The following is a 25,145-nucleotide window of genomic DNA, read 5'->3' on the forward strand; positions in this document are numbered from 1 at the left end:
CCAGGTGTGGATGACCCCTACAGCGTGGCATGGCCGCCTCCTGCCGGCTTGTCGCCTTTCCCCAGCGGCGATGACGAAATCGGCATAGTGGCAAGCCGACGCCCGCCGCTTGCCGCAGGGGCCTCAGATGCCGATGAATTCGGTGAACTCGGCGAGCGGCGCGCGTGTGGCGCGCAGCTGGTTGACCGGTGCTTCCGCGTCTTCATAGCCAATCGCCATGCCGGTAAACAGCATGCGTTCGGGCGGAATGGAGAGAAAGCCCGAGATGGTTTCCGGGTAGATCGCCCAGCACTCCTGCGCGCAGCTGTCCAGGCCATGCTCGCGCAGCAGCAGCATCACCGTTTGCAGGTACATGCCCAGGTCCGACCATTGCGGCGGGCCCATGCGGCGGTCCACGGTGCAGAACAAGGCCAGCGGCGCGCCGAATAACGTGAAGTTATTGGCAAACTGGGCCATGCGCGCCCGCTTGTCCTCGCGCGGGATGCCCAGGCAGCGATAGAGGTCCTCGCCCACCTGGAAGCGGCGCTCGCGATAGGGCGAGACCAGGTCGCGCGGGTAGATGTCGTACTCGCTCCCTTCGCCGCCGGGCATGCCGGCGATGCGCTCGCGCATGGTGGCCTTGAGCCGCTCCAGCGGCTCGCCGCCCACCACGTGCAGGTGCCAGGGTTGCAGGTTGCCGCCCGACGGCGCGCGCGCGGCCTGCTCCAGCACGTCGCGGATGACCTCCGGCGGCACCGGCGTGGGAAGGAAGCCGCGCACCGATTTGCGGGTCTGGACTGCCATGCTGACTTTCACGCTGTTTTCCTTGGGGCTCGGCGGGGGATCGACGGCATCAGATAAAGGGCGGTTCGCTGTCCCAGTCGAAGAAGTCCGGCATGTCCTGCGACACCCGCTCAGGGAAGCTGGCCGGGCGTTTCTCCAGGAAGGCGCTGACGCCCTCCTTGACGTCCGCCGACTGGCCGCGCGACTGGATCGCGCGGCTGTCCAGGCGGTGCGCTTCCATCGGGTGGCTGGCGCCCGCCATGCGCCAGATCAGCTGGCGCGAGATGGCGATGGATACCGGCGCGGCGTTGTCCGCGATCTCGCGGGCCAGCGCCTGCGCGGCCGGCAGCAGGTCTCCGGGCGCGTGCAGCGAGCGCACCAGCCCGCGCTCCAGCGCTTCCTGCGCCGAGAACACGCGGCCGGTATAGCACCACTCAAGCGCCGTCGAGATGCCGACCACGCGCGACAGGAACCACGACGATGCCGCCTCCGGCGTGATGCCGCGGCGCGCGAACACAAAGCCGAACTTGGCGTCGGTGGAGGCCAGGCGGATATCCATCGGCAGTTGCATGGTCACGCCGATGCCCACCGCGGCCCCGTTGACCGCGGCGATCACCGGCTTGAGGCTGCGGAAGATACGCAGTGCCACGCGGCCGCCGCCGTCGCGGTGCGCCGCTTCCTTGCTGGCGCCGTAGCGCTTCTCGTAATCGAAGGTGGAGCCGCCCGAGGACAGGTCGGCACCGGCGCAGAAGGCGCGCCCGGAGCCGGTGACGATCACCGCGCGGACGTTGTCGTCGGCGTCGGTGGCGTCGAAGGCATCGATCAGCTCCTGCATCATCTGCGCGGTGAAGGCATTGAGCTTGTCCGGGCGGTGCAGGGTGATGGTGGCGACGCCCCGGTCGACGGCGTATTGCAGGGTTTCGAAGCTGGGGGAAGTCGTGGAACTGGAATTGCTCATGGCTGGCCTTGGCTGCTCGAAAGGGTTGGTAGGTAAGGTAGTGCAGAATCGTGCGCCTGCAATCGTCGAATCCGACGAGGTAGCCGCCGCCGCCCCGCCGTAGACTGGCGCCAGGAGGCCTGGCGGCGAGATGGCGGCGAAGGGCGGCGCAAGCATGGCAGGCAAGGCACAGAACCTGAAAGACAAGAAGCGAGAAGGAACCTCATGAAGACGCGCATTACCGAATTGCTGGGCACCCGTTACCCGATCATCCAGGGCGGCATGCAGTGGGTAGGCTACGCCGAGATGGCCGCCGCGGTATCCAACGCCGGCGGGCTCGGCGTGCTGACCGCGCTGACCCAGCCCACGCCCGAAGCCCTGGCCGCCGAGATCCGCCGCACCCGCGAGCTGACCGACCAGCCCTTCGGCGTCAACCTGACGCTGCTGCCATCGATCAACCCGCCGCCGTACGCGCGCTACCTCGACGTGATCATCGAAAGCGGCATCAAGGTGCTGGAAACCGCCGGCAACAATCCCAGGGAGCATATTGCGCGCGCCAAGGCAGCCGGCATCAAGGTGATCCACAAATGCGTGGCGATCCGCCATGCGCTGTCGGCCGAGCGCCTGGGCGTGGACGCGGTGTCGATCGACGGCTTCGAGTGCGCGGGCCATCCCGGCGAGGACGACGTGCCGGGCATGGTGCTGATCCCGCTGGCGGCGCGCCGGCTGGGCATTCCGGTGATCGCTTCCGGCGGCATCGCCGACGGGCGGGGCATGGCCGCGGCACTGGTGCTGGGCGCCGAAGGCGTCAACATGGGCACGCGCTTCTGCGCCACCCGCGAGGCGCCGATCCACCACAACGTCAAGCAGGCGCTGGTGGACGCGAGCGAGCGCGACACCAACCTGATCTTCCGCACGCTGCACAACACGGCGCGCGTGCTCAAGAATGCGGTCTCCGATGAAGTCGTCACCATCGAACGCCAGCCCGGCGGCGCCCAGTTCGAGGACGTCAAGCACCTGGTGGCGGGCGTGCGCGGCAAGGCCGCGCTCGCCGCCGGCGAGACCGATGGCGGCATCATCAGCGCCGGCCAGTGCGTGGGCCTGATCGACGATATCCCGACCTGTGCCGAGCTGATCGAGCGCATGGTGGCCGAGTGCCGCGAGCAGCTCGGCGTGGCATCGCGCTATTTCGCGGCGTGAGGCGGCGGGACAGGCATGGCTGAATCCAACCAATCTTCCGGCGCCGCTGGTGCCGATGCCGCCGACGCTGCCGATGCGGTCCCGCCGGGCTTCAAGGCCATGCGTCCCAGCGGCGGCTTTCTTGCCCATCTCGGCCAGCTCTACGTGGACAGCGGGCAGCGCGCGGTGGGCGTGCGCATCGGCAAGCATCACCTCAACCCGCTCGGCATCCCGCATGGCGGCATGCTGGCCACGCTGGCCGATACCGCCATCGGCATGATGATGCTGATGGAGGGCGAGCGCATGCCGCCCGCCGTGACCGTCAATCTCAGCCTGGACTATTTCGATGCCGCCCGCCTGGGCGAGTGGATCGAGGCGCATGTCGAGTTCGACAAAATGGGTTCGCGGCTGCGCTTCGGCCATTGCCGTGTGATGGCCGGCGAGCGCTGCCTGTTGCGCGCCACGGCCATTTTCTCGGTGCTGGCGCCCCGCACGTGAAGAGCGGCAACCTGCGCTCGCGCGATCGCCGGCACCGCGCAATCGTCGCTTCCGACGACGCCGGGCGCCCGGCTGCTGCGCCAGAATCCGCAACAGGCTAGCGAGGCTTGCCGTGCCATTCCCGGCGCGCGGCCACCACGGGCGGATTCGCCCGCAACGATAAGAGGAGAACACATGGCAGAGGCATACATCGTAGCGGCCGCGCGGACCGCGGGCGGGCGCAAGGGCGGCAAGCTGGCGGGCTGGCATCCGGCCGATCTCGCAGCGCAGGTACTGAACGCGCTGGTGGAACGCAGCGGCGCGGACCCGGCGCTGATCGACGACGTGATCATGGGCTGCGTGGGGCAGGCCGGCGAACAGGCTGGCAATGTGGCGCGCAATGCCGTGCTGGCCTCGCGCCTTCCGGAAAGCGTGCCCGGCACCTCGGTCGACCGCCAGTGCGGCTCGTCGCAACAAGCTCTGCACTTCGCCGCGCAGGCGGTGATGTCGGGCACCATGGACATCGTCATCGCCGCCGGCGTGGAAAGCATGACGCGCGTGCCGATGGGGCTGCCGTCCACGCTGCCGTTCAAGAACGGCTTCGGCAGTTCGATGAGCCCGGCCATGCAGGAGCGCTATCCCGGCGTGAAGTTCAGCCAGTTCACCGGCGCCGAGATGATGTCGCGCAAGTACGGCCTCACGCGCGACGATCTCGACCGCTACGCGCTGGAAAGCCATCGCCGTGCCATCGCCGCCACGCAGGCGGGGCGCTTCAAGGACGAAATCGTGCCGGTGGCGGTGCGCGCCGCCGACGGCAGCAGCAATGGCGAGTTGCACACGGTGGATGAAGGCATTCGCTTCGAGGCCAGCCTGGAGTCCATCGGCAGCGTCAAGCTGATCGAGGAAGGCGGCACCGTTTCCGCTGCCAGCGCCAGCCAGATCTGCGATGGCGCGGCCGGGTTGATGGTGGTCAGCGAAGCCGGGCTGAAGAAGCTGGGCGTCAAGCCGCTGGCACGTATTCACCATATGTCGGTGCTGGGCCATGATCCCGTGATCATGCTGGAGGCGCCGTTGCCGGCTACGCTGCGGGCGCTGGAGAAGGCCGGCATGAAGATCGGTGATATCGATCTGTTCGAGATCAATGAGGCGTTTGCGCCGGTGCCGCTGGCTTGGCTGCGGACCACGGGTGCGGATCCGGCGCGCATGAATGTGAATGGCGGGGCCATTGCGTTGGGGCATCCGCTTGGTGGCTCGGGGGCGAAGCTGATGACTACGCTTGTGCATGCGCTGCATGCGCAGGGTAAGCGGTATGGGTTGCAGACGATGTGTGAGGGTGGTGGGATGGCTAATGTGACTATTGTTGAGCGGCTGTAGGTTGGGGCTGTTGGGTTGCCTTCGCTGTTTCTTTTTGCGGCGTTGGTTTTTGGACGCAACAGCGTACGACATCCCCCTGCGGGGGACGCCGGTCACTCTTCTTTGCTTCGGCGTAACTATTCAGCAGATGTTGTAAACCGATGCGAAGTGCTTCATAGTGCTACGCATGACGAAGATCCCCAGCCTCAACGACCTGACGCCAGAGCAGAAGGACGCGCTCATCATTGAGCTGGTGACGCGGCTGAATGCGCTTGAGGCGAAGCTGGAGAAGGATAGCCACAACTCCAGCAAGCCGCCTTCGACCGACGGCCTGAAGCGCAAGCCGAAGTCGCTGCGCGAGCCGGGCACGAACCCGCCGGGTGGTCAGCCCGGCCATCCGGGCAGGACGCTCAAGCGGGTGCAGGACCCTGATCACACGGTGACGCACCCGGTGCCCGAGCGCTGCGACGTCTGCGGCAGTGCCATTGCGGCAGATCAGGTCACCGTGCTGCCGCAAGGCCGCCAAGTGTTTGATCTGCCCGCGATCCGCTTTGAAGTGATCGAGCATCGTGTGCAAGTTGCCCAGTGCCGCTGTGGCAAGACCCATACCAGCCAGTTCCCGAGCGGGGTCAGCCAGGCGGCGCAGTATGGCCCTCGGGTCAAAGCCGCGGGGGTCTATCTGACGCAGTACCAGCAAGTGCCGATCGACCGTACAGCACAAGCCCTGCGAGATCTGTTCGATCTGCCGGTGAGCACGGGCACCATTCAAAACTTCATCAACGAGGCTGCCGGCGCGCTAGCACCGGCAATTGATCAGATCCGTCAAGCGATCCTGGCCGAGCCGGTGGTGCACTTTGATGAGACAGGCATGCGGGTTGGGCGCAAGCAGCAGTGGCTGCATAGCGCTTCGACAATATGGCTGACCTGGTATGGCCCGCACGCCAAGCGTGGCAAAGAGGCATTGGATAGCTTCAACATCTTGCCTGCCTTCGACGGTGTGGCCGTGCATGACGGCTGGCGCCCTTATGCCGACTACGCGTGCCAGCACGCGCTGTGCAACGCGCATCATCTGCGCGAACTCATCTACATTTGGGAGACCACCCAACAGACCTGGGCTCAGGACATGATCACCCTGCTACGCCAGGCCAAGCGCGAAGCCGACGACAATCTGACGCGGGGCAACACCAGCCTGGCGCCAGCACGCCTGGCCGACTACCGGCGCCGCGCTGAGGCGCTGATCGCGCAGGGACAGCAGGACAATCCTGCGCAGGCACGGAATCCAGCCCTGGACCCGCGCGGCAAGACCAAACAGTCCTTCGCCTACAACCTGCTGGCTCGCCTCCAGCGATATGCGACCGAGGTGTGGCGCTTCATCGCCGATCATCGTGTGCCGTTCGATAACAACCAAGCCGAACGGGATATCCGCATGCCCAAGCTCAAACAGAAGATCTCCGGAGGCTTCCGCGTCACACATGGGCTGCAGGCGTTTTGCACCATCCGCTCTTACCTCGCCACGCTGCGCAAGCAGCAGCGTGAGCTCTTCACGGCTTTGACCTGCACCTTCTCTGGCTGCCCACCTTCGCCTATCCCCGGCTGCTGAATAGTTACGCCGAAGCAAAGAAGAGTGACCGGCGTCCCCCGCAGGGGGATGTCGTACGCTGTTGCGTCCAACAACCAACGCCGCTCAAAAAACCCCAACAGCAATCCGCCCCACCCACCCCTCAGGCAAACGTAATGGCATCCCGCCGATCAACCCGATCCAAATGCGGCAAACCATTAAAACTCAGCAACCGCAGCATCCCGCGCCCAGAAATAATCTCGCAAAAAGCCGTATTCCGAAACTGCAGATTCAACTCAATCGCAGTCTGCGCCGGCGCACCCAGCAAATCCGCAGTAGCCCGCCCGATAGCCCCACCAGAACTAACAACCAACACCGCATCCTTTCGCGAAGCCCCGTCCGTGGCATGCAACAAACCATCGCGAATCCGCCCCCCAAACTCAGCCCACGACTCCGGCATGCCCGCCAGTTGATCCATCGTCCAGGCCTGATACGCCGCGCGAAACGTCCGCCAGTAGTCGTTGTAATCCGTATTCTGATGGGTCCGATGATCCGCCCCACCGGTATGGCTGCGATACAGCGCTTCGCCATCGTATTCGTTAAGGCCGGGGTGGGTTTCGATGCCCGTGGTGACCGCGCCCCGGTCCGTCTGGACCAGTACATCGCCAGCCCCCATGCCGGCCAGGATCTCCATCGCCGTGTCCTGCTGGCGCACCAGCGAACCGGCCACCACCCGCTTGAACGAGATACCGCGCTCGCGGAAATACTCGCCCAGCCAGCGGGCTTGCTGCCGCCCGGTGTCGGAGAGGCAGTCGTAGTTGGCGGCGCCGAATGAGGCCTGACCGTGCCGTACCAGGAAGAGCGTTGCCATGCGTGATGTCGGCGCCGGAAGGCACCGCCGGAAGCGGTAATGCGGGAATCGGCACGCGGCGCGGTGGGGCCGCGCGAGGAGCAGGCATTGTATGGCCGCGGGGCATGGCGGCCAAGGGAAGCACCGGCGGATTCATAGCGGCCATTTCCGCGCTGCATTATCCCGCCGCCGGCCGGCGTTAATCCAGCGTCACCCCGGTATCGGCGGTCAGCTTGAGCACCCCCGGCAGGTAGGCCTTGTAGGCGCTCACGGCCTCGGCGGGCAGGTTGCCGATCGGCTCGGCGCCCATGTCCTCGATACGCTGGCTGATCTCCGGCGATTTCACCAGCGCGCTCACCTCGCGGCCCAGGCGCTCGACGATATCGTTCGGCGTGCGCGAGGGCACCAGCAGCGTGATGGGGCCGACCAGCTTGTACGGCTCGTCGGGGTAGCCGGCCTCGGCAAAGGTCGGCACGTCAGGCAACGCCTTGGCGCGCCGGTTGCCGGTGACGGCCAGCGGGCGCAGCTTGCCGCTGGCGAAGTGCTGCTTCAGCGACGTCACCGAGCCGACCGTCACATTGACCTGGCCCGCCAGCAGGTCCGTCACCATGGGACCCTCGCCGCGATAGGGCACGTGCAGGATATCGACGCCGTAGGTCTTGTCCAGATAGGCCTGGATGGTGTGCGGCTGAGTGCCGGGTCCCCACGAGCCCATGCGCAGCTTGCCGGGCTCCTTCCTGGCATAGGCGATCAGCTCGGCTACCGTCTTCACCGGCAGCGCGCCGTTGACGGCCAGCACCGTGCGCGCCGTCGCCACGTCGGAGACCTGCCGCAGGTCGGTGCGCGGATCGTAGGGCAGCTTCTTGTAAAGGGCCAGGTTGGCGGTGATGGGGCCGGGGATCGTCAGCAGCAGCGTGTAGCCATCGGGTGCGGACTTGGCTACATAGTCGGTGCCGATGATGCCGCCGGCACCGCCTTTGTTCTCCACCACCACGGTCTGACCCAGCCGCTTGCCCAGGCCTTCCGCCAGCGTGCGCGAGAGCGTGTCGGTCAGGCCGCCGGCGGGGTAGGGCACGATCAGGTGCAGGGGTTTGTTGGGGTAGCCGGCCTGGGCGTGCGCGGCCAGCGGCAGCAATGCCGCGCACGCGCACGCGAGCAGGGCAGCAGCTTTCCCGCAGAACGGGCTGCGTAATGTCATGGTTTGTCTCCTCGGGGTTTTATTGGATCCGGCGCGCGCTCCGAGCGAGTGCGCGCGCCGTGGAAGTCTTTCAGGCGGGAGTCATGGGCGGGGCTGCATGCCCGCGGCGCGTCGTGGCGTCAGCCGGGCATTGCCAGGTAGCCGGCCACGAGGCGGGTCATCTCGCCAGGGAGGCGCTCGTCGTCGAGCGGCAGCGGGCCGGCATCGTTGAGGATGGCATTGACCACGATGCTGAACACGGCCTGCATGGCAAAACGCACACGCAGTTCGGCCTGCTCGGGCGGCATCGGCAGGCGCGGCACCAGCAGGGCCACCATGCGCTCCACCACCGCCTGGCCGCTTTCCCGGTGCGGCAGCCATTCCTCCGGACGGATCGAGGCATGCTTGAGAGAAGCCTTGATCACACCGCGATTGGCATGGCAGCCCAGCACCACGTAACGCATGATTTTTTCGAGCATGACGTCGGTAGGCACTTCTTCCCAGCGCTCCACGCGCAGGTAACGCGAGACGGATTCTCCGGTTTCCCGCATCACCAGCGTACGCAGCGACTCGAAGAACGCCTGCTTGTCGCGGAAGCGGCCGTAGAAGGCCCCCACGGAGACTTCGCAGGCGGAGGCGATCTGCGCCACGGAAACCGCCGAGAAATCCCGCTGCGCCAGCAACGCGCGGCCCGCATCGAGCAGTGCTTGTTCCGTCTCGCGGGCACGCCGCTGGCGCGGCGGCTGCAGGATCGATGGGGTGGCTACCGTGGGGAACGCGGATGTCCCCTTGGAGGGCTTGGCGGGGGGCGCGGCAGAGGACGAGATAGGCATGGCAAATTCCGTATGCGAATTCGGATTCGGTTTTGTGAACCATATGGTTACTACGGCATTTCGTCAAGAGCAGGCCTATATTTCCAATATATGGAAATCAATTCCGAGCTTTGACACAGAAAAAGACCGCACCCACACTGCAGTGCAAGGAGACAAGATGAACACGCCGGTCAAACAATTCATTGCCGAGCGCAGGAAAGACGACCCCTCTTTCGGCGGGCTGCTGGCCAAGGGGTTTGCCCTGCTGCGCTGCTTCATCGACGAGCCGCGGCCGCTGGGCAACGGCGAGCTATCCGAACGCCTGCAACTGCCCCGCGCCACGGTGTCGCGCATCTGCCGCACCTTGTTCGAGCTGGGCTACCTGGACTGGGACCCCAAACTGGACAAGTACTTCGTCGGCGCCCAGGTGCTTGCGCTGGGCTACCCCTACCTGACCGGCCTGCAGGTGCGCCATGTGGCGCGGCCGCTGATGCAGGCGCTGGCGGACCGCATCGAGGGTGCGGTGTCGATGGGCGTGGCGCACCGACTCGACGTGACCTACCTGCTGACCTGCACGCATAACGAGGGCACGCCCGCACGCCCCGGCGTGGGCGCGGTGCGCTCGGTGCTGAGCACCGGCATGGGCCGCGCCTTCCTGAGTACCTTGTCCAAGGCGGAATTCGAAACCCTGATGCAAGCCGCGCAGCGTGAGCGTCCCGACGAATACGCGGCCTGCTACGACACTGTTTGCCACAACGTGGCCCATTACCCCAAGCGCGGCTTTGCCATCAACTTAGGCGACGCGGGCAGCGGCGTGCATGGCGTCGGCGTGTATTCGCGCATCGTCTACCTGAACCGCCCGCTGCTGTTCAACTGCGCCATTGCGGCGTCGCAACTGCGGCGCGGCATGCTGGAGAAAAAAATCGCGCCGCTGCTGATGGAGATGACGCGTTCGATCGAATCGGTGACCGGGCTGCGGCAATAGCCGCGCCGCGCGCCAGACAACACACAGGCAGCGCCGGTACAGGCGTCCATCCTGAAACAAGCCTTCAAGGCAACCCGGAGACTAAGCCATGCCCGATTTAGATTCCCTGCTGAAACCGCGTTCGGTCGCGGTCATCGGCGCGTCCACGCAGCCCGACAAAGTGGGCGGCATGCCCATCCGGCTGCTGCGCGAGCTTGGCTATGCAGGGCGCATCTATCCCGTGCACCCCAGCGCGGGCGAGATCCAGGGCTTGCGCGCGTACCCGTCGCTGGCCGCCATCGGCGAGCCCGTCGACCTTGCCATCGTGGCCGTGCCGGCCGTGGCGACGGAGTCTGTGATGGCGCAACTGGCGCAGAACGGCACGCGCGCCGCGATCTTCTTTACCTCGGGCTTTGCCGAAGTGGGCGAGGAAGGCCAGGCCATGCAGCTGGCGCTGGCCGACAGCGCGCGCCGGCACCGCGTGGCACTGCTCGGCCCCAATTGCCTGGGTGCGATGAACCTGCGCGCGCGCCTGTTCGCCACCTTCTCGCCGATCCCGCTGACCGGCGCGCCGCCGGTGGGGGATGTGGGCCTGGTCAGCCAGAGCGGCGCGTTCGGCGCCTATGCCTTCGCGCTGGCGCGCGAGGCCGGGCTGGGGCTGAGCCACTGGGTGACCACCGGCAACGAGGCCGGGTTGCAAGTGGCCGACGTGATCGAATGGATGGCGCAGGACGACGACACGCGCGTGATCCTGGCCTATATGGAAGGTTGCCGCGACGGCCAGCGTCTGCGCCAGGCGCTGGCCGCCGCGCGCGCCGCCGGCAAGCCGGTGGTGATCACCAAGGTGGGCACCACCGAGGCCGGCGCGCGCTCGGCGCAATCGCACACGGCCAGCCTGGCCGGCGAGGATGCGATCTACCAGGCCGTGTTCGACGAATACGGCGTGCACCGTGCCCATACGCTGGAGGATTTCTTCCGGCTCGGCTACACCTTGTCGCGCGGGCGGCGACCGGCGCGCTGGAGCAGCCCGGGCGGCCTGGTCGCGGACGCCGTGACGCCGGTGGCCATCCTCACGGTGTCCGGCGGGGTCGGCATCATGATGGCCGATCGCGCCGAGGAGCTCGGCATGCCGATGCCACCCATGCCGGCGGCGGCCGCGCAGGCGCTGCGCAAGAGCATTCCCTTTGCCAGCACCGCCAATCCGATCGATGTCACGGGCCAGGTGGTAGCCCAGCCCGCCGTGCTGCTCGACGCGATGGCCGGCGTGGCTACCTGCGGCGAGTACGGCTGCGTGGTGGCCTTCCTGGCCGGTGGCGCCAACGCACCGCGGCTGTGGGAAGAACTCCAGCGCACCATCGGCGCGCTGCACGAGGACAAGCGCGCCGCGCCGCTGCTGCTGTCCGGCGTGGTCGACGACGACAAGCGCGCCTGGCTGGAAGCGCACGGCTGCCTGGTGTTCCGCGAGCCGGCCCACGCCATCGAGGCCGTGGCCGCGCTGGCCCGCGCGGCGGCGTTGGAGGCGGCGGCGGCAAGCCCGTCGGCCACCGAGCGTGTTGTGCCAATGGCTCCGCTGCTGCGCGATGTGCCGGAAGACGCCAGCGCACTGTCCGAGTTCGAAGCCATGCGCCTGCTGGCGGACGCCGGCGTGCCGGTGGCCCCGCACGGTCTGGCCCGAAATGCCGACGAGGCCGTGGCCCTGGCGCAGCGCGTCGGCTACCCGGTCGTTGTGAAGCTGTGCTCGGCGCAGGTGCTGCACAAGAGCGACGTGGGCGGCGTGGCGCTCAACCTGACGGACGCCGCCGCCGTGCGCAAAGCCTTTGCGCAGATGCAGGCGGCACTGGCCCGGGCCGATGCCAGCTTGCCTTTCGAGGGCGTGCTGGTGGCGCGCATGGTGCGCGGCTGGGGCGAGCTGATGGTGGGCGTGCGGCGCGATCCGGTGTTCGGGCTGGTGGTGCTGGCCGGCATCGGCGGCACCGCCGTGGAAATTTTCCGGCAGATGGCCTTCGGCCTCGCACCACTGTCGCCGGAGCGCGCGCTTGCCATGCTGGAGCAAAGCCGCGCGGCGGTGCTGTTCGCGGGCCATCGCGGCAACCCTGTGCTGCCGCTGGCGCAGGCTGCCGGCTTGCTGGTGCGGGTATCGCAGTTGGCCGCCGCGCTAGGGCCCCGGCTCGATACGCTGGAAATCAATCCTTTCATCGTCGGCGCCGAAGGGCCGGTCGCGGCGGATGCCGTGATCACCTTGCTGCCGGCTGGGGCACCGGCGTGAACGAGATGGCGTAGCAATGCAACGTACCTCCACCGCGCAACCACAGACCGGCACAGACCGGGCGCGCGGATGGGCTCGGACAAAAACAGGAGACAACCATCATGCATTTGCAAGCTGCAAGGGCCGCGTGCGCGCCAGCGGCCAATATTCCCCGCACCATCGGCGCCTGCGCCGTGCTGATCGCGTTCGCCGCCGCACCGGCGCATGCGGCGCCCGCGGAATCCGGCAAGTTCCCCGAAAGGCCGATCCGCCTCGTCGTGCCTTTCCCGCCAGGCGGCGGCACCGACGTGATCGGGCGGCTGGTTGCCGCCAGGCTTTCGACCGCGCTGGGCGGCACCGTGCTGGTGGAGAACGTGGCGGGCGCCACCGGCACCATCGGCTCCGCGCAGGTCGCGCGCGCCGCGCCGGACGGCTACACGCTATTGCTAGGCATCTCCGCCACGCATGCGATCGCGCCGGCGATCTTCCCCCGGCTGCCCTACGATCCCGTGCGCGATTTCGTGCCGGTGGGGCGCCTCGCCTACGGCGGCAATGTATTGGTTGCGGGCCCGGCCTTCACGGGCAAGGACCTGCCGGCGCTGATCGCGCAGGCCAGGCGTCCCGGCGCGGACCTGGCCTATGGCTCCTGGGGACCCGGCTCTGGCGGCCACCTGGCCGGCGAGAGCCTGAACGTGAGCAGCGGCATCCATCTGCGCCATATCCCGTACAAGGGTGTCAGCCCGATGCTGACCGACGTGATGGGCGGCACGCTGCCGGTGGCCATGTCCGACCTGGCCGGCACCTTGCCGCTGATCCGCAGCGGCAAGGTCCGGGCGCTGGCGGTCACCGGATCGGAGCGCTCGGTGGCGCTGCCCGACGTCCCGACCTTCGCCGAGTCCGGGGTGCCGTTCCGCATCGATAGCTGGTTCGCGCTGTTCGCGCCGGCCCGCACGCCGGCGGCCATCGTCGACCGGCTGGAGCGCGCCGTCGAAGCCATCATGGCCGAGCCCGCCATGCAGGCGCAGGCCGCAACGCTGGGCATGCGCTTCAACCCGCAGCCGCGCGCCGCCTTTGCAGCGCAAATGCAGCAAGACATCCGCGCCTGGGCCGCCCTCGTCAAGACGAGCGGCGCCGCGCTCGAATAATTTCGTCAGGAGCCAAACGCATGAACATGAATCCGCCCCTCGCCCCGGCAACCCACGCCAGCCCGCAGCGGGCCCTCGTCGCCGGCGCGGCCTTTCCGCTCGCGATCTATGGCTACGCGCTGATCGAAACGCTGCGTACCTGCCGCCTGCAGACCTCGGTCGACGCGGCCACGGGCTACGGCCGCGCGCCGATGAATGCCCTGTCGGCCAGCGAGCGCCAGTGGACGCACGAGGACCGCGACATCGTCACCCCGGCCAACGACCTGCTGTACTTCTGCGGGTGGATCAACCTGGCCGAGGGCCCCGTGACGCTGCGCATCCCGCCGCTGCCTGACGCGGGGCGCTACTACGTGATCGAGCTGCTCGACGTCCACACCAACAACTTCGAGAACCTGGGCCCGCGTAACGTCGCAGCCGAAGGCGGCGAGATCGAGCTGACCGGCCCGGGCCAGCAGGCCAGCGGCAAGCATGCGGTGCAATGCCCCAGCTCGCTGGTCTGGCTGCTCGGCCGCGTGCTGGTGCAGGGGCCGCAGGACCTGCCGGCAGCGCGCGCTTTCGAACAGGGCTTCGCGCTCACCCGCACGCCGGGCGCGGCGCGCCCGCGCTGCGTGGCGCAATGGCGCGACAGTGGCCGGCCCGCGCTGGACTTCTTCCACAACCTCTTCAATGCGCTGCGCGAGTTCCCGCCGGCGGCGGAGGAGTCCGGCCTGCTGACCCTGCTGCGCAAGGTGGGCATCCGGCTGGAAGATGAAACCGACCTGGCGGCATTGCGCCCGGCCGTGGTGGCCGGGCTGGAGAGCGCCTACGCGCAGGCCATGGCCGTGATCGAGGCGCATACGCGCAGCCAGGGCCGCAAGAGCTGGGGCTACAGCCTGAAGCTCGGCATGTACGGCGACGACTGGCTGCAGCGCGCCTGCACCGCGATGAAGGGGCTCGGCGCCCTGCGTGCCGACGAGGCGATCTACGCCATGGCCGATTTCGATGCCGATGGCCAGCCGCTCGATGGCCGTCACCGCTACGAGCTGCGCTTCGCGCCCGGCATGCTGCCGCCCGCGCAGGCATTCTGGTCGGTATCGCTGTATGGCGAGGACCGCTATTTCAGCGCCAACGAGATCGGGCGCTACGCGGTGGGGGACCGCACGCCGGGCCTGCGCATGGAGGCGGACGGCAGCCTGGTGCTTCCCATCTCGCATGCGCGCCCGCTGCAGCAGGACAATTGGCTGCCCGCGTCCGCGGGGCCGTTCTACCTGATCCTGCGGCTCTACCATCCGGCCCGGTCGTTCCTGGACGGCCAGTACACCATCCCGGCCGTGCGCCGCATCGACTGATAGGAGCCTGCAATGGAAGCCACCATGACCCGTACCGGAACCGCCACACCCGCCCATGACGCGGTGCGCTACACGCTGCCCCTCTACGAGATGGCGCGCATGCGTGCCGCCACCTGCCCGCGCCGGAACAGCGCGGGTGCATTCGCCGCGCCGCAGCCCGATGCCCCGGTGCGCTGGATCAATCATTTCATCCACACCCGCCAGCTGCTCGGCCCGCAGCATCGCCAGGTGGTCACGCCCAACAACGACACGCTTTACAGCAACGCCTGGCTCGACCTGTCGCAAGGGCCGCTGCTGCTGGACGTGCCCGACAGCGCAGGCCGCTACTACGTGCTCGGACTGCTCGACTTCTATACCAACCCCTTCGGCTACATCGGCACCCGCACCACCGGCAACGGGCGCGGGCGCTTCCTGCTGCATGGTCCGCGCTGGCAGGGCGAAGTGCCGGCGGGCGCGACCGCCATTGCCTGCCCTACCGACGCGGTCTGGCTGCTCGGCCGCATGCTGGTGGACGGCGAGGCCGACCTGCCGGCCGTGCATGCGCTGCAGGACCAGTTTCGCCTCAGCACGCTCGACGGCGCGCCCGCCGCGCGGCCCTTCGATGTCGGCATGCAGCCGGGCGAGCACCTGGGCGATCCGCGCCGCTACGCTGAAGTGGTCAACCAGGCGTTGCGCGAGAATCCGCCGCCGGCGGCCGAAGCCGCGCTGGTGGCAGGCTTCGCGCAGTCCGGCGTCGGCGCGGATTGCGGTGGGTCCGCGCCTGGCGACGCCGTGCTGGCGCGTTTGGGCACCGCGATCAAGGAGGTGCTCGCCGAACTGGCGGCGCCGCTGCCCTCCGACCTTGGCGGTGGCTGGACCCTGCCGGTGGAAATCCGCGAATCGTTCGGCACGCGCTTTGCCGAGCGCGCGCTGGTAGCGCGCAACTATATTGGCGCGCTTGGCGTGGAAGAGGCGATGTACGTCATGGCCGATCGAGACAGCGAGGGCGCACCGCTCGATGGCCGCACCGGCTACGAACTGGCCTTCGCCGCGGATGCGCTGCCACAGGTAGGCGCGTTCTGGTCGCTCACCATGTACGACAAGACCGACTGCATGCTGGTGGACAACGCGCTCGGACGCTACTCGCTGGGCGACCGCTCGCCGAGCCTGCGCTACGACGCCGACGGCAGCCTGCGGCTGCGCCTGTCGGCGTCACCGCCGGCCGATCCGGCAGCGGAGGGCAACTGGCTGCCGGCGCCCGCGGGCCCGTTCTATGTGACGCTGCGGCTGTATGTGCCGCAGCCCGCGCATCTCGACAAGACCTTCGTCTATCCGCCAATCCGTCCGCTGGCCGGCGCGGCTTCGGTCGGGGAGCCATCATGAAGCCGGATCCGCAAAGGCGGCATGTGCTCAAGGTGGCGTGCAACGCCTTGCTGTTCGCGGCGGCCGGCACAATGCTGACGCCGCTGCATGCCGAGGACTATCCGTCGCGCCCGGTGCGCCTGATTTCGCCCTATGGCCCCGGTGGTTCCAACGACATCTCGGCGCGATTGCTCGGCGAAGGGCTCAGCCGCAGGTACAAGCAGCAGTTCGTGGTGGAGAACAAGCCCGGCGCCGGCACGCGCGTGGCCAACGAGCAGCTCGCCCGCGCCACGCCGGATGGCTACACGCTGCTGTGGGTGGCGGCGCCGTTTGCCATCAATGCCGCGGCGGGGCTCTCGCAACACTACGACATCCACAAGGATTTCGTCGCGGTGGGGCCGCGCGTGCTGGGGCCGATCTTCCTGATCGTCAACGCCGATTCGCCGGTGCGCACGGTGGCCGACTTTGTACGCATGGCGCGCGAGAAGAAGGACGGCGTGACTTTCGCCTCGCCGGGCATCGGCTCGGGCCCGCACCTGACCGCCGAACTCTTTGCGGCCCAGGCGAAATTCAAGGGCCTCAACGTACATTACCGGGGCGACTCCACCGCCTACACCGAACTGCTGGCCGGCCGGGTCGATGCCACGCTGACCGCCATCACCACCGCGCTGCCGTTTATCAAGGCCGGCAAGCTGCGCGTGATCGCGGTATCCGCGGAGCAGCGCACGCCGGTCTATCCGGACGCACCCACGTTTGGCGAGCAAGGCTTTCCCGGCGTGGTCGGGTACGGCTGGTTCGGCCTGATGGCGCCCGCCGGCACGCCGGCGGCCGTGGTGCAACAACTCAACCGCGACGCCAACGCGGTGCTGGCCGATGCGCAGACGCGCAGCAAGCTGATCGGGTTGGGGTTGCAGCCGGAGGCGGGCGACAGTGCTTCGTTCGCGCGGTTTATCGATGCCGAGGTGGCGAAGTGGGGGCCGCTGATCAGGTCGGCGGGGATCAAGCTCGAATAAGGCGTGGCGCGGACGCGCTGTTGCCTCAGCGAAACTGCGGGCTCAGCTCGTCCTTCATCCAGTCCACGAAAGCGCGCGTGCGCGCCGGCAGCAGCCGCGCGTTCGGATAAATCAGCGACAGCGGCCAGGGCGGCTGCTCGAATGCTTCCAGCACGATGCGCAGCTTCCCCTCGGCCACCAGCGGCGCCACCTGGTAAGACAGAAAATTCCCGAAGCCCGCGCCGGCGGCGCAGGCCGCCATCGCAGGCGCCGTCTGGTTGAATTCGAGATTGCCGCTGACGGCGACGTAGAAGGGGCGGCCTTCCTGCTGGAACGTCCACCAGTGCGCCGCGTTACCGGTAAAGCGCACGCAACTGGCATGGCTCAGTGCGTCGGGGTGGGCGGGCACGCCATGCTCGCGCAGGAAGTCCGGGGTGGCTACCACCACCCGGCGGACGCGGCCGACCTGCCGGGCCACCAGCGTCGAGTCCGCGAGCGGGCCGATGCGCACGCCCACGTCGATCTCTTCCTCCAGCAGGTTGACCACACGATCGCTGAACTCCATCCGGCAGTGCACCGCGGGGTAGCGCTGCACAAAGCGGGCTACCGCCGGCGCCACGTGCATCTGGCCGAACATCACCGGCGCGGTCAGCACCAGTTGTCCGCTCGGTTCGACATGGCGCGCGCTCAGCACGGCCTCGGCTTCGTCGATGGTGGCGAGGATGCGGCGGCAGCTATCCAGGTAGGTGCGCCCTTCATCGGTGAGCGACTGGCGGCGCGTGGTGCGGTTGAGCAGCCGGACCTGCAGTTCCGCCTCCAGCGCGGCGAGCGTGCGCACCACCGCCGGCAGGGAAGTGTGCAGGGCGCTGGCGGCAGCGGTGAGGCTGCCTTCGTCGACCACCTTGACGAAAGTCTGCATGGCGCGGAGTTTGTCCATGCGTGTCACATTACTACGATTTGTGGAGTAGTCAACTGCTTTCTGCCCCATTTATTGCACCCTGGAAGGCGCCCAGAATGACCTCAACCCCCCCCCCAGCCACCAGGAGCCGAGATGTCCGCCACCACCCCAGATAGCACCACGATCGCTTCCCCCGCCGAGCCGCTGGTGCTCTATCACATGCCGCTGTCCGGCCACGCGCACCGGGTGCGCCTGTTCTTGTCGCTGCTGGGACTGCCGTACCGCCTCGTGGAGGTTGACCAGCGCGGCGGCGAGCATCGCCGCGAGCCCTTCCTCAAGCTCAACCCCTTTGGCCAGGTTCCGGTGCTCGACGACAACGGCACCGTGCTGGCCGACTCCAATGCCATCCTGGTCTACCTCGCTATGCGCTACGACGACGGCCGCTGGCTGCCGCGCGATCCGGCGGGCGCGGCAGCGGTGCAGCGCTGGCTGTCGGTGGCGGCGGGCGAGATTGCCTTCGGGCCTGCCAGGGCACGGCTGGCGACCTTGTTCGGTGCCCCGGTGGCGGCCGATGACGCCATTGCGCGCGCGCAGCGGCTGTTCGTGGTGATGGAGCCGATCCTGGCCGCGGCGCCGTTCCTCGCCGGCGCGTCGCCCACGCTGGCCGATGTGGCCGCCTACAGCTATATCGCGCGTGCCGAGGAGGGCAATGTCCCGCTGGCGCCGTATCCAGCGCTGGGCGCCTGGCTGCGCAGGGTGGAGGCGCTGCCGGGCTTTGTGCCGATGCCTGTCTCCGCGGTGGGCCTGGCGGCTGCTGCGTAACCGCTGTGCCGCCCGGCCCGGCAAAGGAGGATGAAATGGACCCGCAAGGATGGCAGCATGGCGAATCGCCTTTTCATGCCGGGGAGCAAGCCGCGCAGCAGCGCGCCGGCAGCCGTGAGCAGATGGAGGTGGCCGGGCGGCGCGTGGTCCGGTCCGCCATGCCCGAGCAACATCGCCTGTTCTTCGCCCAGTTGCCGTTCGTGGTGGTGGGGGCCGTGGACGCCTCGGGCATGCCCTGGGCGACCGTGCTGAGCGGCGCGCCGGGCTTCATGCAGGCGCCGGATCCCGGCCACCTGCGCATTGCCGCGCGGCCGCTGGCGGACGATCCGCTGGCGCAGGCCCTGGGTGCCGGCGCCGATATCGGCCTGCTTGGCATCGAGTTGCACACGCGCCGCCGCAACCGCATGAACGGCCGCATTGCGGCGGTGGACGAGACCGGCCTGACGGTGGCGGTGGCGCAGAGCTTCGGCAATTGCCCGCGCTACATCCAGCTGCGCCACTGGCGCGAGGCCGGCGCGGACGAGAGCGGGACCGCTCCCGCGTGGCATGGCGACGCCCTGGATGCCGGGGCGGTGGAGGCGCTGCGCGCTGCCGACACGATCTTTATCGCCACCCATCATCACGATGCCGCGTCCGGCCACAGCGGCGGGGCGGATGTGTCGCACCGGGGCGGCAAGCCGGGCTTTGTCCGGGTCGACGGAGCCAGGACCTTGACCTTCCCGGATTTCAACGGCAACAACTACTTCAATACCATTGGCAACCTGGTGGCCAACCCGCGCGCCGGGCTGCTGGTGCCGGATTTCGAGCGCGGCAGCCTGCTGCACCTGAGCGGGCACAGCGAAATCGTCTGGGAAGGGCCGGACGTCGAGCGCTTTGACGGTGCCGAGCGGCTGGTGCGCCTGCATGTGGAGCGCGTGGTAAGGCGCTCGGGGGTGTTGCCGCTGCGCTGGCAGTTCGAGGCTATGTCGCCGTGGGTGGCGCAAACCGGCAGCTGGGAGGCTGCGGCGGAGCACTGAGGCGGCCTACGGGCCGCTGGCGGGCTTGCCAGGGGCTCCTTCCTTTTGTTGTATCCGGCATACATTCAGCGCCCTTGCCAGGCTGCGTGCCGGGGCGCACTCCGCCCCGGTTCCGCGCGGCCAGCCCACGCGGCAGCTTGGCAGCGAGGCAGGCGCCGGGGCAAGTGCCGGGATCGCGGCACTTGCCCGGTGCTTGCGCTGCTGTTCAAGCTCGGGTAATTGCCCTATCGTGACGTCCTTCCCCGCCACATCTGCGCGGCGATTTCACCGTCTTGTCCCGTTTTGCCGCGGTTTGTCCATGTCCCGCTATCTTTCACGCGTTGCCTGCCGCCTGCGCTCGCTGGTGCGCGGTTATCCGCTGCTCCCGGTGCTGCTGGCCCTGGCAGCGGTGCTCGCCGTGGCGCCGCAGTCCGCTCCGGCCGCCGGGCATGTCGCCGAACATGCCGTTGAATCCGCCGCCATACCCGGCGTTGCCGACGCGCCCGCGCCGGGCCATCGCCCACGCGTGTGCCTGGTGCTGTCCGGGGGCGGTGCGCGCGGCTATGCGCATATCGGCGTGATCAAGGCGCTCGAGAAGATGCAGGTGCCGATCGACTGCATCGCCGCCACCAGCGTGGGCGCGGTGGTGGGCGGCCTGTATGCCAGCGGCTTGTCGGCCGACGAACTGGAGGCGCGGTTGTCGCATATCAACCTGAGCGATATCGCTTTCGACCGTAACGAGCGTGCCGAACTGCCGCAATCGCAGCGCGAGGACGACCTGCAATACCCGATCGGGATCTCGGCCGGCTACGGCGACGGCAAGATCAAGCTGCCCACCGGCCTGGTGCAGGGCAACCGCCTGCTGGCGCTGCTGCAGAACTGGACCGTACAGGTGCCGGCCGAAGCCAGCTTCGACAAGCTGCCGACGCCGTTTCGCACCATTGCCACCGACCTGGGTACGGGGGCCCCGGTGGTGCTCGACCATGGCTCGCTGCCGCGCGCCATCCGCGCCAGCGTGGCGGTGCCGGGATTGTTCGCGCCGATCAAGGTGAACGGGCGCACGCTGGTCGACGGCGGGCTGGTCAGCAACCTGCCGGTGCAACTGGCGCGCGACATGGGCGCCGATGTGGTCATCGCGGTCAATATCGCCTCGCCGCTGGACGATCCCGACAGACTGGACTCGCCGGCGGCGGTGACGCAACAGATGGTCACCATCCTGACGAACCAGAACGTGAGCGCGCAGAAGGGGCAGCTCAGGCGGGGCGACGTGCTGATCGAGCCCCAGTTGGGCGACCTTTCCTTCACCGACTTCTCGCGCGCCAACGATGGCATCCTGGGCGGCTGGAACGCGGTGCTGGCGGCCGAGCCCCGGCTGGCGTCGCTGGCGATGCCGGCCGGCGCCTGGCAGGCCCACCTGGCGGCGCGCAAGGGCGCCGGGACGATGGCGGGCCCGGTGCGTATCGATGCCATCCAGATCCAGTCGCACGGCCGCATCCCGCCAAGTTTCATACGCAAATACCTGGGCGTGAACGAGGGCGACAACTACGACGGGGTCACGCTTAACCGCGAGATGGCGCAGCTCTCCACGTCGGGCGATTTCGAAAGCGTGACGCAGGAACTGGTCACCGAGGATGGCCGCAATGTGCTGAAGGTGGAAGCGCAGCAGAAATCCTGGGGCCCGCAGTTCCTGCTGTTCGGCTTTGGCGTGTCCACCACTTTCAATGGCCAGGGCGTGTTCAACCTGCAACTGGGGCATCGCTATCCGTGGCTCACGCCAGGCGGGCTGGAGTGGCGCAATGACATCGTGCTGGGCAGCAACCAGGCCAAGTGGCATACCGAGTTGCGCCAGCCGGTATTCGACCGGCTCGGCTTCTATGTCGCTCCCTATGCGGAATACGGGCGCAAGCGCATTGATCTCTATGGCGACAGCGCGCCCAACCGCAATACCCAGCCGCTTACCGCCTACCAGATCGAGACCGCCGTCGCGGGCCTGGACCTGGGCGTGCCCCTGGGCCGGCTGGGCGAGTTCCGGGCGGGCATAAACTACCAGCAGGTCTATGACTCGCCCGTCTATAACCTGCCCAACGGCAACGGCCGGCTGTTCCCCTACGCCCGCGTGCGCCAGCCCACCGTGCGTGCCCAGCTCACCATCGACCAGCTCGACGATCCGCTTTTCCCGCGCACCGGCTATTACCTGCTGGCGACCAACGAGCTGGCCTTCGGCGGCACCGACAACCGCTTCAACGATGCCCATGCGAAGGCACTGTGGGCCACCAGCTACGGCCGCCACACCCTGAACCTGGCGGCCGAGGCCGCAACGACCTATGGCGACCATCGCAGCAACAGCAGCTTCAGCGGCGGTCTGGGCTTCACGCTGGGTGGCTTCCAGCACCTTTCCGCCTATGCGCAAGACCAGTTTACCGGCAACTACCTGCTGTACGGCCGCGTGACCTACCTGAACGACCTGCGGGAGTTCATCCTGCCGGGCCTGCGCACCACCGTGGTGGGCGCCAGCCTGGAGGCGGGCGATGTCTGGCTGCGGCGCCGGAATTTCGGCAACGGGCCGTTCAAGACCAGTGCCAGCCTGTTTATCGGCGGCAATAGCGTGATCGGCCCGCTGTACTTCGGCTTTGCCGCGGCGCCGCAGGGCGTGTGGAACCTCTACCTGCAGTTGGGCCGCGTGTTCTAGCCCGCGGGCGCGGGCAGCGCTTCGGTGGCGGCTACGGTGCTATCGCTTGGCCGGAAAGTCACCGCCGAAATGCGGCCATTGCGCATGCGCAGGGTTTGCGTGCCCTGGTTGTGGCGCGCCTCGCCGTCCATGACCGAGGAGGCCTCCAGGTCGATTTCCGCGGTACTGCCCTCGATGCGTGGTGGCGCGGTGACGGCGATGCGCACCGTTTTGCCGGCCAGCGCCTGCAGCCTGGCGAACATGCCGATCACAGCGTCGCGGTCGTCGTAGCTGCCTGCCAGCGGATGCTCGCCGTGGTGACGCCAGCGCACGCCGGGCTCCAGCAGCGGGAAGATGGCCTCGAAGTGGCCGCTGGTAAGGGCCTGCAGGTATTCGTTGACCACCGCGGCGACGGCTTCCTCGCTCATCGGCACTTCGACCCTGGCGCGCGCGGGGCGGCGCGCCTGCGCCGGATCGAACCCGAGGAACTCCAGCACGCTGCTGACCACCTGCTCGCGGTCGTTGTCCACGCAGATCATGTGATAGCTGTTTTCCACCACCACCTTGCGCACGTCGGGGACCGCCGAATCCAGGAAGTCGGCGGAGCGCAGGCTGGTCAGCTCGTCCTCGCGGGCATTCACCACCAGCGTGGGGCAGGCGATGCGGTGGGCGCCGCGCAGCACCCAGCCGCGCAGCCGGTCGACCTGGCGGATGCAGGCCAGCGGCACCCAGCGGTAGTGGAAGTTGTCGCCGCGCTCGAACTTGGCCTTGACGATGGCGCGCACCAGGTCGTTCTTGATGCCGAACGGTTCGTCTTCCTCCACCCGCATGCGCGCGGGCAGCGTGGGGATGTGGTAGACCAGGTGCCGCAGCGCGCGGTACCAGGGGGTGGACCAGCCGTCGATATACACCGGCGCGGCCAGCGCCACCAGCCGGCCCTTGCGGTGCTGGCGGCGCTCGGCCAGTGCCAGGGCCAGCAGGCCGCCCAGGCACATGCCCATGACATGGAAAGTCTCGTATTGTCCGGCCAGTTCGTCGTAGGCCTGCGTGACCGTGTCGAGCCATTGCTCGGCGCGCACCGGCACCAGGTCCTCGGGCCGGCCGGCGTGGCCGGGCAGCGTCACCGCGTGGGTTTCCACCCCGGCGCGCCGCAGGGCCTTGTGCATCGGGCCGAGGTCGAACTGCGTGCCGCCCAGGCCGTGGATGAGCAGGGCACCGGTGCCGCCGCTCTTGGGAGCCGTCATGCTGCGTCGCGCTCCTCGAAGATGGCAGCGCCCTGCAGGCGCCATGCGCCGGCGATGACGGCCACGGACTCGTCGCCGTCCAGCAGCGGGCCGCTCATATCGAGCACCATGGTGCAGTCGCCGGCCGGCAGCATCAGGCGAAACTGCAGGTCGGTGCGGTTCTCGCCGTCGCTCTCGCGCAGCCAGCGGCTGCGTACCTGGGCACGGTCGTCGGGGTGCACGTGGGCCAGCACGTCGTCGAGGCTGGCGAAGGTGTCTTCGCGTACCCCCAGCGTGCGTTCCACGTCGCCACTCCAGCGCAGCGTGCCGCTGCGCGGGTCCAGGCAATAGACCAACTGGTTGCTGGCTGCCAGGGCCAGCGTGACATCGTTCTGGCGCCGTGCCGATTGCGCGTGCAGCTGCTCCCGGCTGGTGCGCAGCGTGCTGATCAGGAGCGTGAGCAACGCCGCCACGGCCAGGTAGAGCTGGGCTTCGAGCAGGGAGCGGCCGTGGTGAGCCGCGCTTTCCGCGAACGGGCCGTCGCCCTGGCCGGAATTGACCAGCACGAACAGCGCCAGGATCGCCACCGCCACCGAACCGCCCCGGCCTCCCCACAGCAGCGTCACCACCGCGGCGAAGAACAACGGGATATAGGTCAGCGCAAAGAGCACGCCTCTCGGTACCGGCGCCAGGATCTCCCTGTCGAAGATGAAGAAGGTGGTCAGCACCAGCGCGGCAAAGGCGCCCAGCCCGAACAGGAAATCGCCGCCGCTCATGCCGCCCGAGCGCATGGCGCGAAAACGCGACCAGCCCGCCAGTACCGGCGTGACGATCAGCACGCCCACCAGGTCGGCGGCGCCCCACACGCGCGCGGTGCGCCAGAACGGCACGTCCTGCATGATCGTGAACCAGCCCGCGCCGATTGCGGCGCTGACGGCGCTGCTGACCACCCCGGCGATCAGCAGCCCGCGCACGAAGGCCAGCCCTTCCAGCGAGAAGTGCGTGCGCCTGACCAGCGCCACCGCCAGCGCGGCACAGCCGATTTCGTCGAGCGAGAACAGGATCAGCCGCAGGGTGTCGCGTCCCTCCACCCAGCCCAGCAGCATCTGCGCGGCAAAGAAGGCCAGCCCCACCGGCAGCCAGCGCGGCATCGGCGTCAGCATGAACGCGGCCACGGTCACGCCGGCTGGCAGCCAGATATAGCCGGTGGCGGAGAACGGGCCATTGAGCTTGTGCGAGATGTAGCCGGAGCAGAAGTACAGCGCCACCCACAAAAACAGGACGACGGCCCGGTTGGTCGCTCGGTTGGTTGGATTCACGTTGGCTTTCCTTGGCTGAGTCCCTGGCTCTGATGCGGCGCCAGGCCATCGGCTGGTATGCCGGCTGCATGTTGGCTGACCTGCCGGTGCGGCTGGGCAG

The 25,145-nt window shown here is 68.1% G+C and carries 21 protein-coding genes; 13 read left to right on the forward strand and 8 right to left on the reverse strand.

Annotated elements, in window-relative coordinates; genetic code table 11:
• Positions 1–123 precede the first annotated feature (123 nt).
• Both ACZY0R_RS08555 and ACZY0R_RS08560 read right to left on the reverse strand, forming a co-directional pair.
• A complete protein-coding gene (locus ACZY0R_RS08555; protein ID WP_488857993.1) occupies positions 124–795 on the reverse strand; it encodes a nitroreductase in 672 nt (223 codons plus the stop codon).
• Positions 796–832: 37 nt separating this feature from the next.
• Entirely contained in the window at positions 833–1,720 is an 888-nt protein-coding gene (locus ACZY0R_RS08560) for a crotonase/enoyl-CoA hydratase family protein (protein WP_488857994.1), read from the reverse strand.
• Between the two features lie 204 nt (positions 1,721–1,924).
• Between ACZY0R_RS08560 and ACZY0R_RS08565 the strand changes: the two genes are divergently transcribed.
• The 4 genes from ACZY0R_RS08565 (at position 1,925) to tnpC (ending at position 6,308) form a co-directional block, all read left to right on the forward strand.
• Positions 1,925–2,899 carry an NAD(P)H-dependent flavin oxidoreductase gene (locus ACZY0R_RS08565; protein WP_035861827.1) on the forward strand — a complete coding sequence of 325 codons (975 nt, stop codon included), beginning with the start codon at positions 1,925–1,927 and terminating at the stop codon, positions 2,897–2,899.
• A 15-nt stretch (positions 2,900–2,914) separates the two neighbouring features.
• Positions 2,915–3,376, forward strand: a complete 462-nt coding sequence (locus ACZY0R_RS08570; RefSeq protein ID WP_035861831.1) for a PaaI family thioesterase — start codon at positions 2,915–2,917, stop codon at positions 3,374–3,376.
• Positions 3,377–3,550: 174 nt separating this feature from the next.
• A complete protein-coding gene (locus tag ACZY0R_RS08575; protein ID WP_488857995.1) occupies positions 3,551–4,729 on the forward strand; it encodes an acetyl-CoA C-acetyltransferase in 1,179 nt (392 codons plus the stop codon).
• A 166-nt stretch (positions 4,730–4,895) separates the two neighbouring features.
• Complete coding sequence (gene tnpC, locus ACZY0R_RS08580) at positions 4,896–6,308, forward strand: IS66 family transposase (protein ID WP_488857996.1); 1,413 nt, start codon at positions 4,896–4,898, stop codon at positions 6,306–6,308.
• 121 nt (positions 6,309–6,429) lie between these two features.
• Here the strand turns inward: tnpC and ACZY0R_RS08585 are convergent, their stop codons facing one another.
• The 3 genes from ACZY0R_RS08585 to ACZY0R_RS08595 all read right to left on the reverse strand — a co-directional run bounded on the left by ACZY0R_RS08585 (position 6,430) and on the right by ACZY0R_RS08595 (position 9,126).
• Positions 6,430–7,137: a histidine phosphatase family protein gene (locus ACZY0R_RS08585; protein ID WP_488857997.1), complete on the reverse strand. Its 708-nt coding sequence runs from the start codon at positions 7,135–7,137 to the stop codon at positions 6,430–6,432.
• Between the two features lie 178 nt (positions 7,138–7,315).
• Positions 7,316–8,314 carry a Bug family tripartite tricarboxylate transporter substrate binding protein gene (locus ACZY0R_RS08590; RefSeq protein WP_488857998.1) on the reverse strand — a complete coding sequence of 333 codons (999 nt, stop codon included), beginning with the start codon at positions 8,312–8,314 and terminating at the stop codon, positions 7,316–7,318.
• A gap of 119 nt (positions 8,315–8,433) precedes the next feature.
• Positions 8,434–9,126 carry a TetR/AcrR family transcriptional regulator gene (locus tag ACZY0R_RS08595; protein WP_488857999.1) on the reverse strand — a complete coding sequence of 231 codons (693 nt, stop codon included), beginning with the start codon at positions 9,124–9,126 and terminating at the stop codon, positions 8,434–8,436.
• Positions 9,127–9,283: 157 nt separating this feature from the next.
• On the opposite strand from ACZY0R_RS08595, the gene ACZY0R_RS08600 reads away from it, so the two are divergent.
• From ACZY0R_RS08600 to ACZY0R_RS08625, 6 genes are all read left to right on the forward strand, one after another.
• Complete coding sequence (locus tag ACZY0R_RS08600) at positions 9,284–10,090, forward strand: IclR family transcriptional regulator (RefSeq protein ID WP_488858000.1); 807 nt, start codon at positions 9,284–9,286, stop codon at positions 10,088–10,090.
• Positions 10,091–10,178: 88 nt separating this feature from the next.
• Positions 10,179–12,335 (forward strand): acetate--CoA ligase family protein, encoded by a 2,157-nt coding sequence (locus tag ACZY0R_RS08605; protein ID WP_488858001.1) that lies wholly within the window; start codon positions 10,179–10,181, stop codon positions 12,333–12,335.
• A gap of 101 nt (positions 12,336–12,436) precedes the next feature.
• The gene (locus tag ACZY0R_RS08610; protein ID WP_488858002.1) at positions 12,437–13,459 is read left to right on the forward strand and encodes a Bug family tripartite tricarboxylate transporter substrate binding protein; all 1,023 of its coding nucleotides are present in this window, start codon (positions 12,437–12,439) and stop codon (positions 13,457–13,459) included.
• 26 nt (positions 13,460–13,485) lie between these two features.
• Positions 13,486–14,787, forward strand: a complete 1,302-nt coding sequence (locus ACZY0R_RS08615; protein WP_488859588.1) for a DUF1254 domain-containing protein — start codon at positions 13,486–13,488, stop codon at positions 14,785–14,787.
• 12 nt (positions 14,788–14,799) lie between these two features.
• Positions 14,800–16,149: a DUF1254 domain-containing protein gene (locus ACZY0R_RS08620; protein ID WP_488858003.1), complete on the forward strand. Its 1,350-nt coding sequence runs from the start codon at positions 14,800–14,802 to the stop codon at positions 16,147–16,149.
• Between the two features lie 71 nt (positions 16,150–16,220).
• Positions 16,221–17,141: a Bug family tripartite tricarboxylate transporter substrate binding protein gene (locus ACZY0R_RS08625; RefSeq protein ID WP_488859590.1), complete on the forward strand. Its 921-nt coding sequence runs from the start codon at positions 16,221–16,223 to the stop codon at positions 17,139–17,141.
• 25 nt (positions 17,142–17,166) lie between these two features.
• Here the strand turns inward: ACZY0R_RS08625 and ACZY0R_RS08630 are convergent, their stop codons facing one another.
• Entirely contained in the window at positions 17,167–18,057 is an 891-nt protein-coding gene (locus tag ACZY0R_RS08630; RefSeq protein WP_488858004.1) for a LysR family transcriptional regulator, read from the reverse strand.
• Positions 18,058–18,171: 114 nt separating this feature from the next.
• On the opposite strand from ACZY0R_RS08630, the gene ACZY0R_RS08635 reads away from it, so the two are divergent.
• The 3 genes from ACZY0R_RS08635 to ACZY0R_RS08645 all read left to right on the forward strand — a co-directional run bounded on the left by ACZY0R_RS08635 (position 18,172) and on the right by ACZY0R_RS08645 (position 22,524).
• Complete coding sequence (locus ACZY0R_RS08635) at positions 18,172–18,840, forward strand: glutathione S-transferase family protein (RefSeq protein ID WP_488858005.1); 669 nt, start codon at positions 18,172–18,174, stop codon at positions 18,838–18,840.
• A 35-nt stretch (positions 18,841–18,875) separates the two neighbouring features.
• A complete protein-coding gene (locus ACZY0R_RS08640; RefSeq protein WP_488858006.1) occupies positions 18,876–19,856 on the forward strand; it encodes a pyridoxamine 5'-phosphate oxidase family protein in 981 nt (326 codons plus the stop codon).
• Between the two features lie 298 nt (positions 19,857–20,154).
• Complete coding sequence (locus ACZY0R_RS08645) at positions 20,155–22,524, forward strand: patatin-like phospholipase family protein (protein WP_488858007.1); 2,370 nt, start codon at positions 20,155–20,157, stop codon at positions 22,522–22,524.
• Here ACZY0R_RS08645 and ACZY0R_RS08650 read toward each other — a convergent pair.
• Both ACZY0R_RS08650 and ACZY0R_RS08655 read right to left on the reverse strand, forming a co-directional pair.
• Complete coding sequence (locus ACZY0R_RS08650) at positions 22,521–23,747, reverse strand: alpha/beta fold hydrolase (protein WP_488858008.1); 1,227 nt, start codon at positions 23,745–23,747, stop codon at positions 22,521–22,523. The two genes, ACZY0R_RS08645 and ACZY0R_RS08650, sit on opposite strands and share 4 nt — an antisense overlap.
• Entirely contained in the window at positions 23,744–25,045 is a 1,302-nt protein-coding gene (locus ACZY0R_RS08655; RefSeq protein ID WP_488858009.1) for an MASE1 domain-containing protein, read from the reverse strand. The genes ACZY0R_RS08650 and ACZY0R_RS08655 overlap by 4 nt, the downstream gene beginning before the upstream one ends.
• Positions 25,046–25,145 lie beyond the last annotated feature (100 nt).

Source organism: Cupriavidus sp. F041, from assembly GCF_057814235.1.

What these genes read in the sequence shown, in the direction of transcription:
- ACZY0R_RS08560 (WP_488857994.1), bottom strand. Translation starts at nt 1,720, where the DNA reads ATGAGCAATTCCAGTTCCACGACTTCCCCCAGCTTCGAAACCCTGCAA.
- ACZY0R_RS08565 (WP_035861827.1), top strand. Translation starts at nt 1,925, where the DNA reads ATGAAGACGCGCATTACCGAATTGCTGGGCACCCGTTACCCGATCATC.
- ACZY0R_RS08570 (WP_035861831.1), top strand. Translation starts at nt 2,915, where the DNA reads ATGGCTGAATCCAACCAATCTTCCGGCGCCGCTGGTGCCGATGCCGCC.
- ACZY0R_RS08575 (WP_488857995.1), top strand. Translation starts at nt 3,551, where the DNA reads ATGGCAGAGGCATACATCGTAGCGGCCGCGCGGACCGCGGGCGGGCGC.
- tnpC (WP_488857996.1), top strand. Translation starts at nt 4,896, where the DNA reads ATGACGAAGATCCCCAGCCTCAACGACCTGACGCCAGAGCAGAAGGAC.
- ACZY0R_RS08585 (WP_488857997.1), bottom strand. Translation starts at nt 7,137, where the DNA reads ATGGCAACGCTCTTCCTGGTACGGCACGGTCAGGCCTCATTCGGCGCC.
- ACZY0R_RS08590 (WP_488857998.1), bottom strand. Translation starts at nt 8,314, where the DNA reads ATGACATTACGCAGCCCGTTCTGCGGGAAAGCTGCTGCCCTGCTCGCG.
- ACZY0R_RS08595 (WP_488857999.1), bottom strand. Translation starts at nt 9,126, where the DNA reads ATGCCTATCTCGTCCTCTGCCGCGCCCCCCGCCAAGCCCTCCAAGGGG.
- ACZY0R_RS08600 (WP_488858000.1), top strand. Translation starts at nt 9,284, where the DNA reads ATGAACACGCCGGTCAAACAATTCATTGCCGAGCGCAGGAAAGACGAC.
- ACZY0R_RS08605 (WP_488858001.1), top strand. Translation starts at nt 10,179, where the DNA reads ATGCCCGATTTAGATTCCCTGCTGAAACCGCGTTCGGTCGCGGTCATC.
- ACZY0R_RS08610 (WP_488858002.1), top strand. Translation starts at nt 12,437, where the DNA reads ATGCATTTGCAAGCTGCAAGGGCCGCGTGCGCGCCAGCGGCCAATATT.
- ACZY0R_RS08615 (WP_488859588.1), top strand. Translation starts at nt 13,486, where the DNA reads ATGAATCCGCCCCTCGCCCCGGCAACCCACGCCAGCCCGCAGCGGGCC.
- ACZY0R_RS08620 (WP_488858003.1), top strand. Translation starts at nt 14,800, where the DNA reads ATGGAAGCCACCATGACCCGTACCGGAACCGCCACACCCGCCCATGAC.
- ACZY0R_RS08625 (WP_488859590.1), top strand. Translation starts at nt 16,221, where the DNA reads ATGCTGACGCCGCTGCATGCCGAGGACTATCCGTCGCGCCCGGTGCGC.
- ACZY0R_RS08630 (WP_488858004.1), bottom strand. Translation starts at nt 18,057, where the DNA reads ATGGACAAACTCCGCGCCATGCAGACTTTCGTCAAGGTGGTCGACGAA.
- ACZY0R_RS08635 (WP_488858005.1), top strand. Translation starts at nt 18,172, where the DNA reads ATGTCCGCCACCACCCCAGATAGCACCACGATCGCTTCCCCCGCCGAG.
- ACZY0R_RS08640 (WP_488858006.1), top strand. Translation starts at nt 18,876, where the DNA reads ATGGACCCGCAAGGATGGCAGCATGGCGAATCGCCTTTTCATGCCGGG.
- ACZY0R_RS08645 (WP_488858007.1), top strand. Translation starts at nt 20,155, where the DNA reads ATGTCCCGCTATCTTTCACGCGTTGCCTGCCGCCTGCGCTCGCTGGTG.
- ACZY0R_RS08650 (WP_488858008.1), bottom strand. Translation starts at nt 23,747, where the DNA reads ATGACGGCTCCCAAGAGCGGCGGCACCGGTGCCCTGCTCATCCACGGC.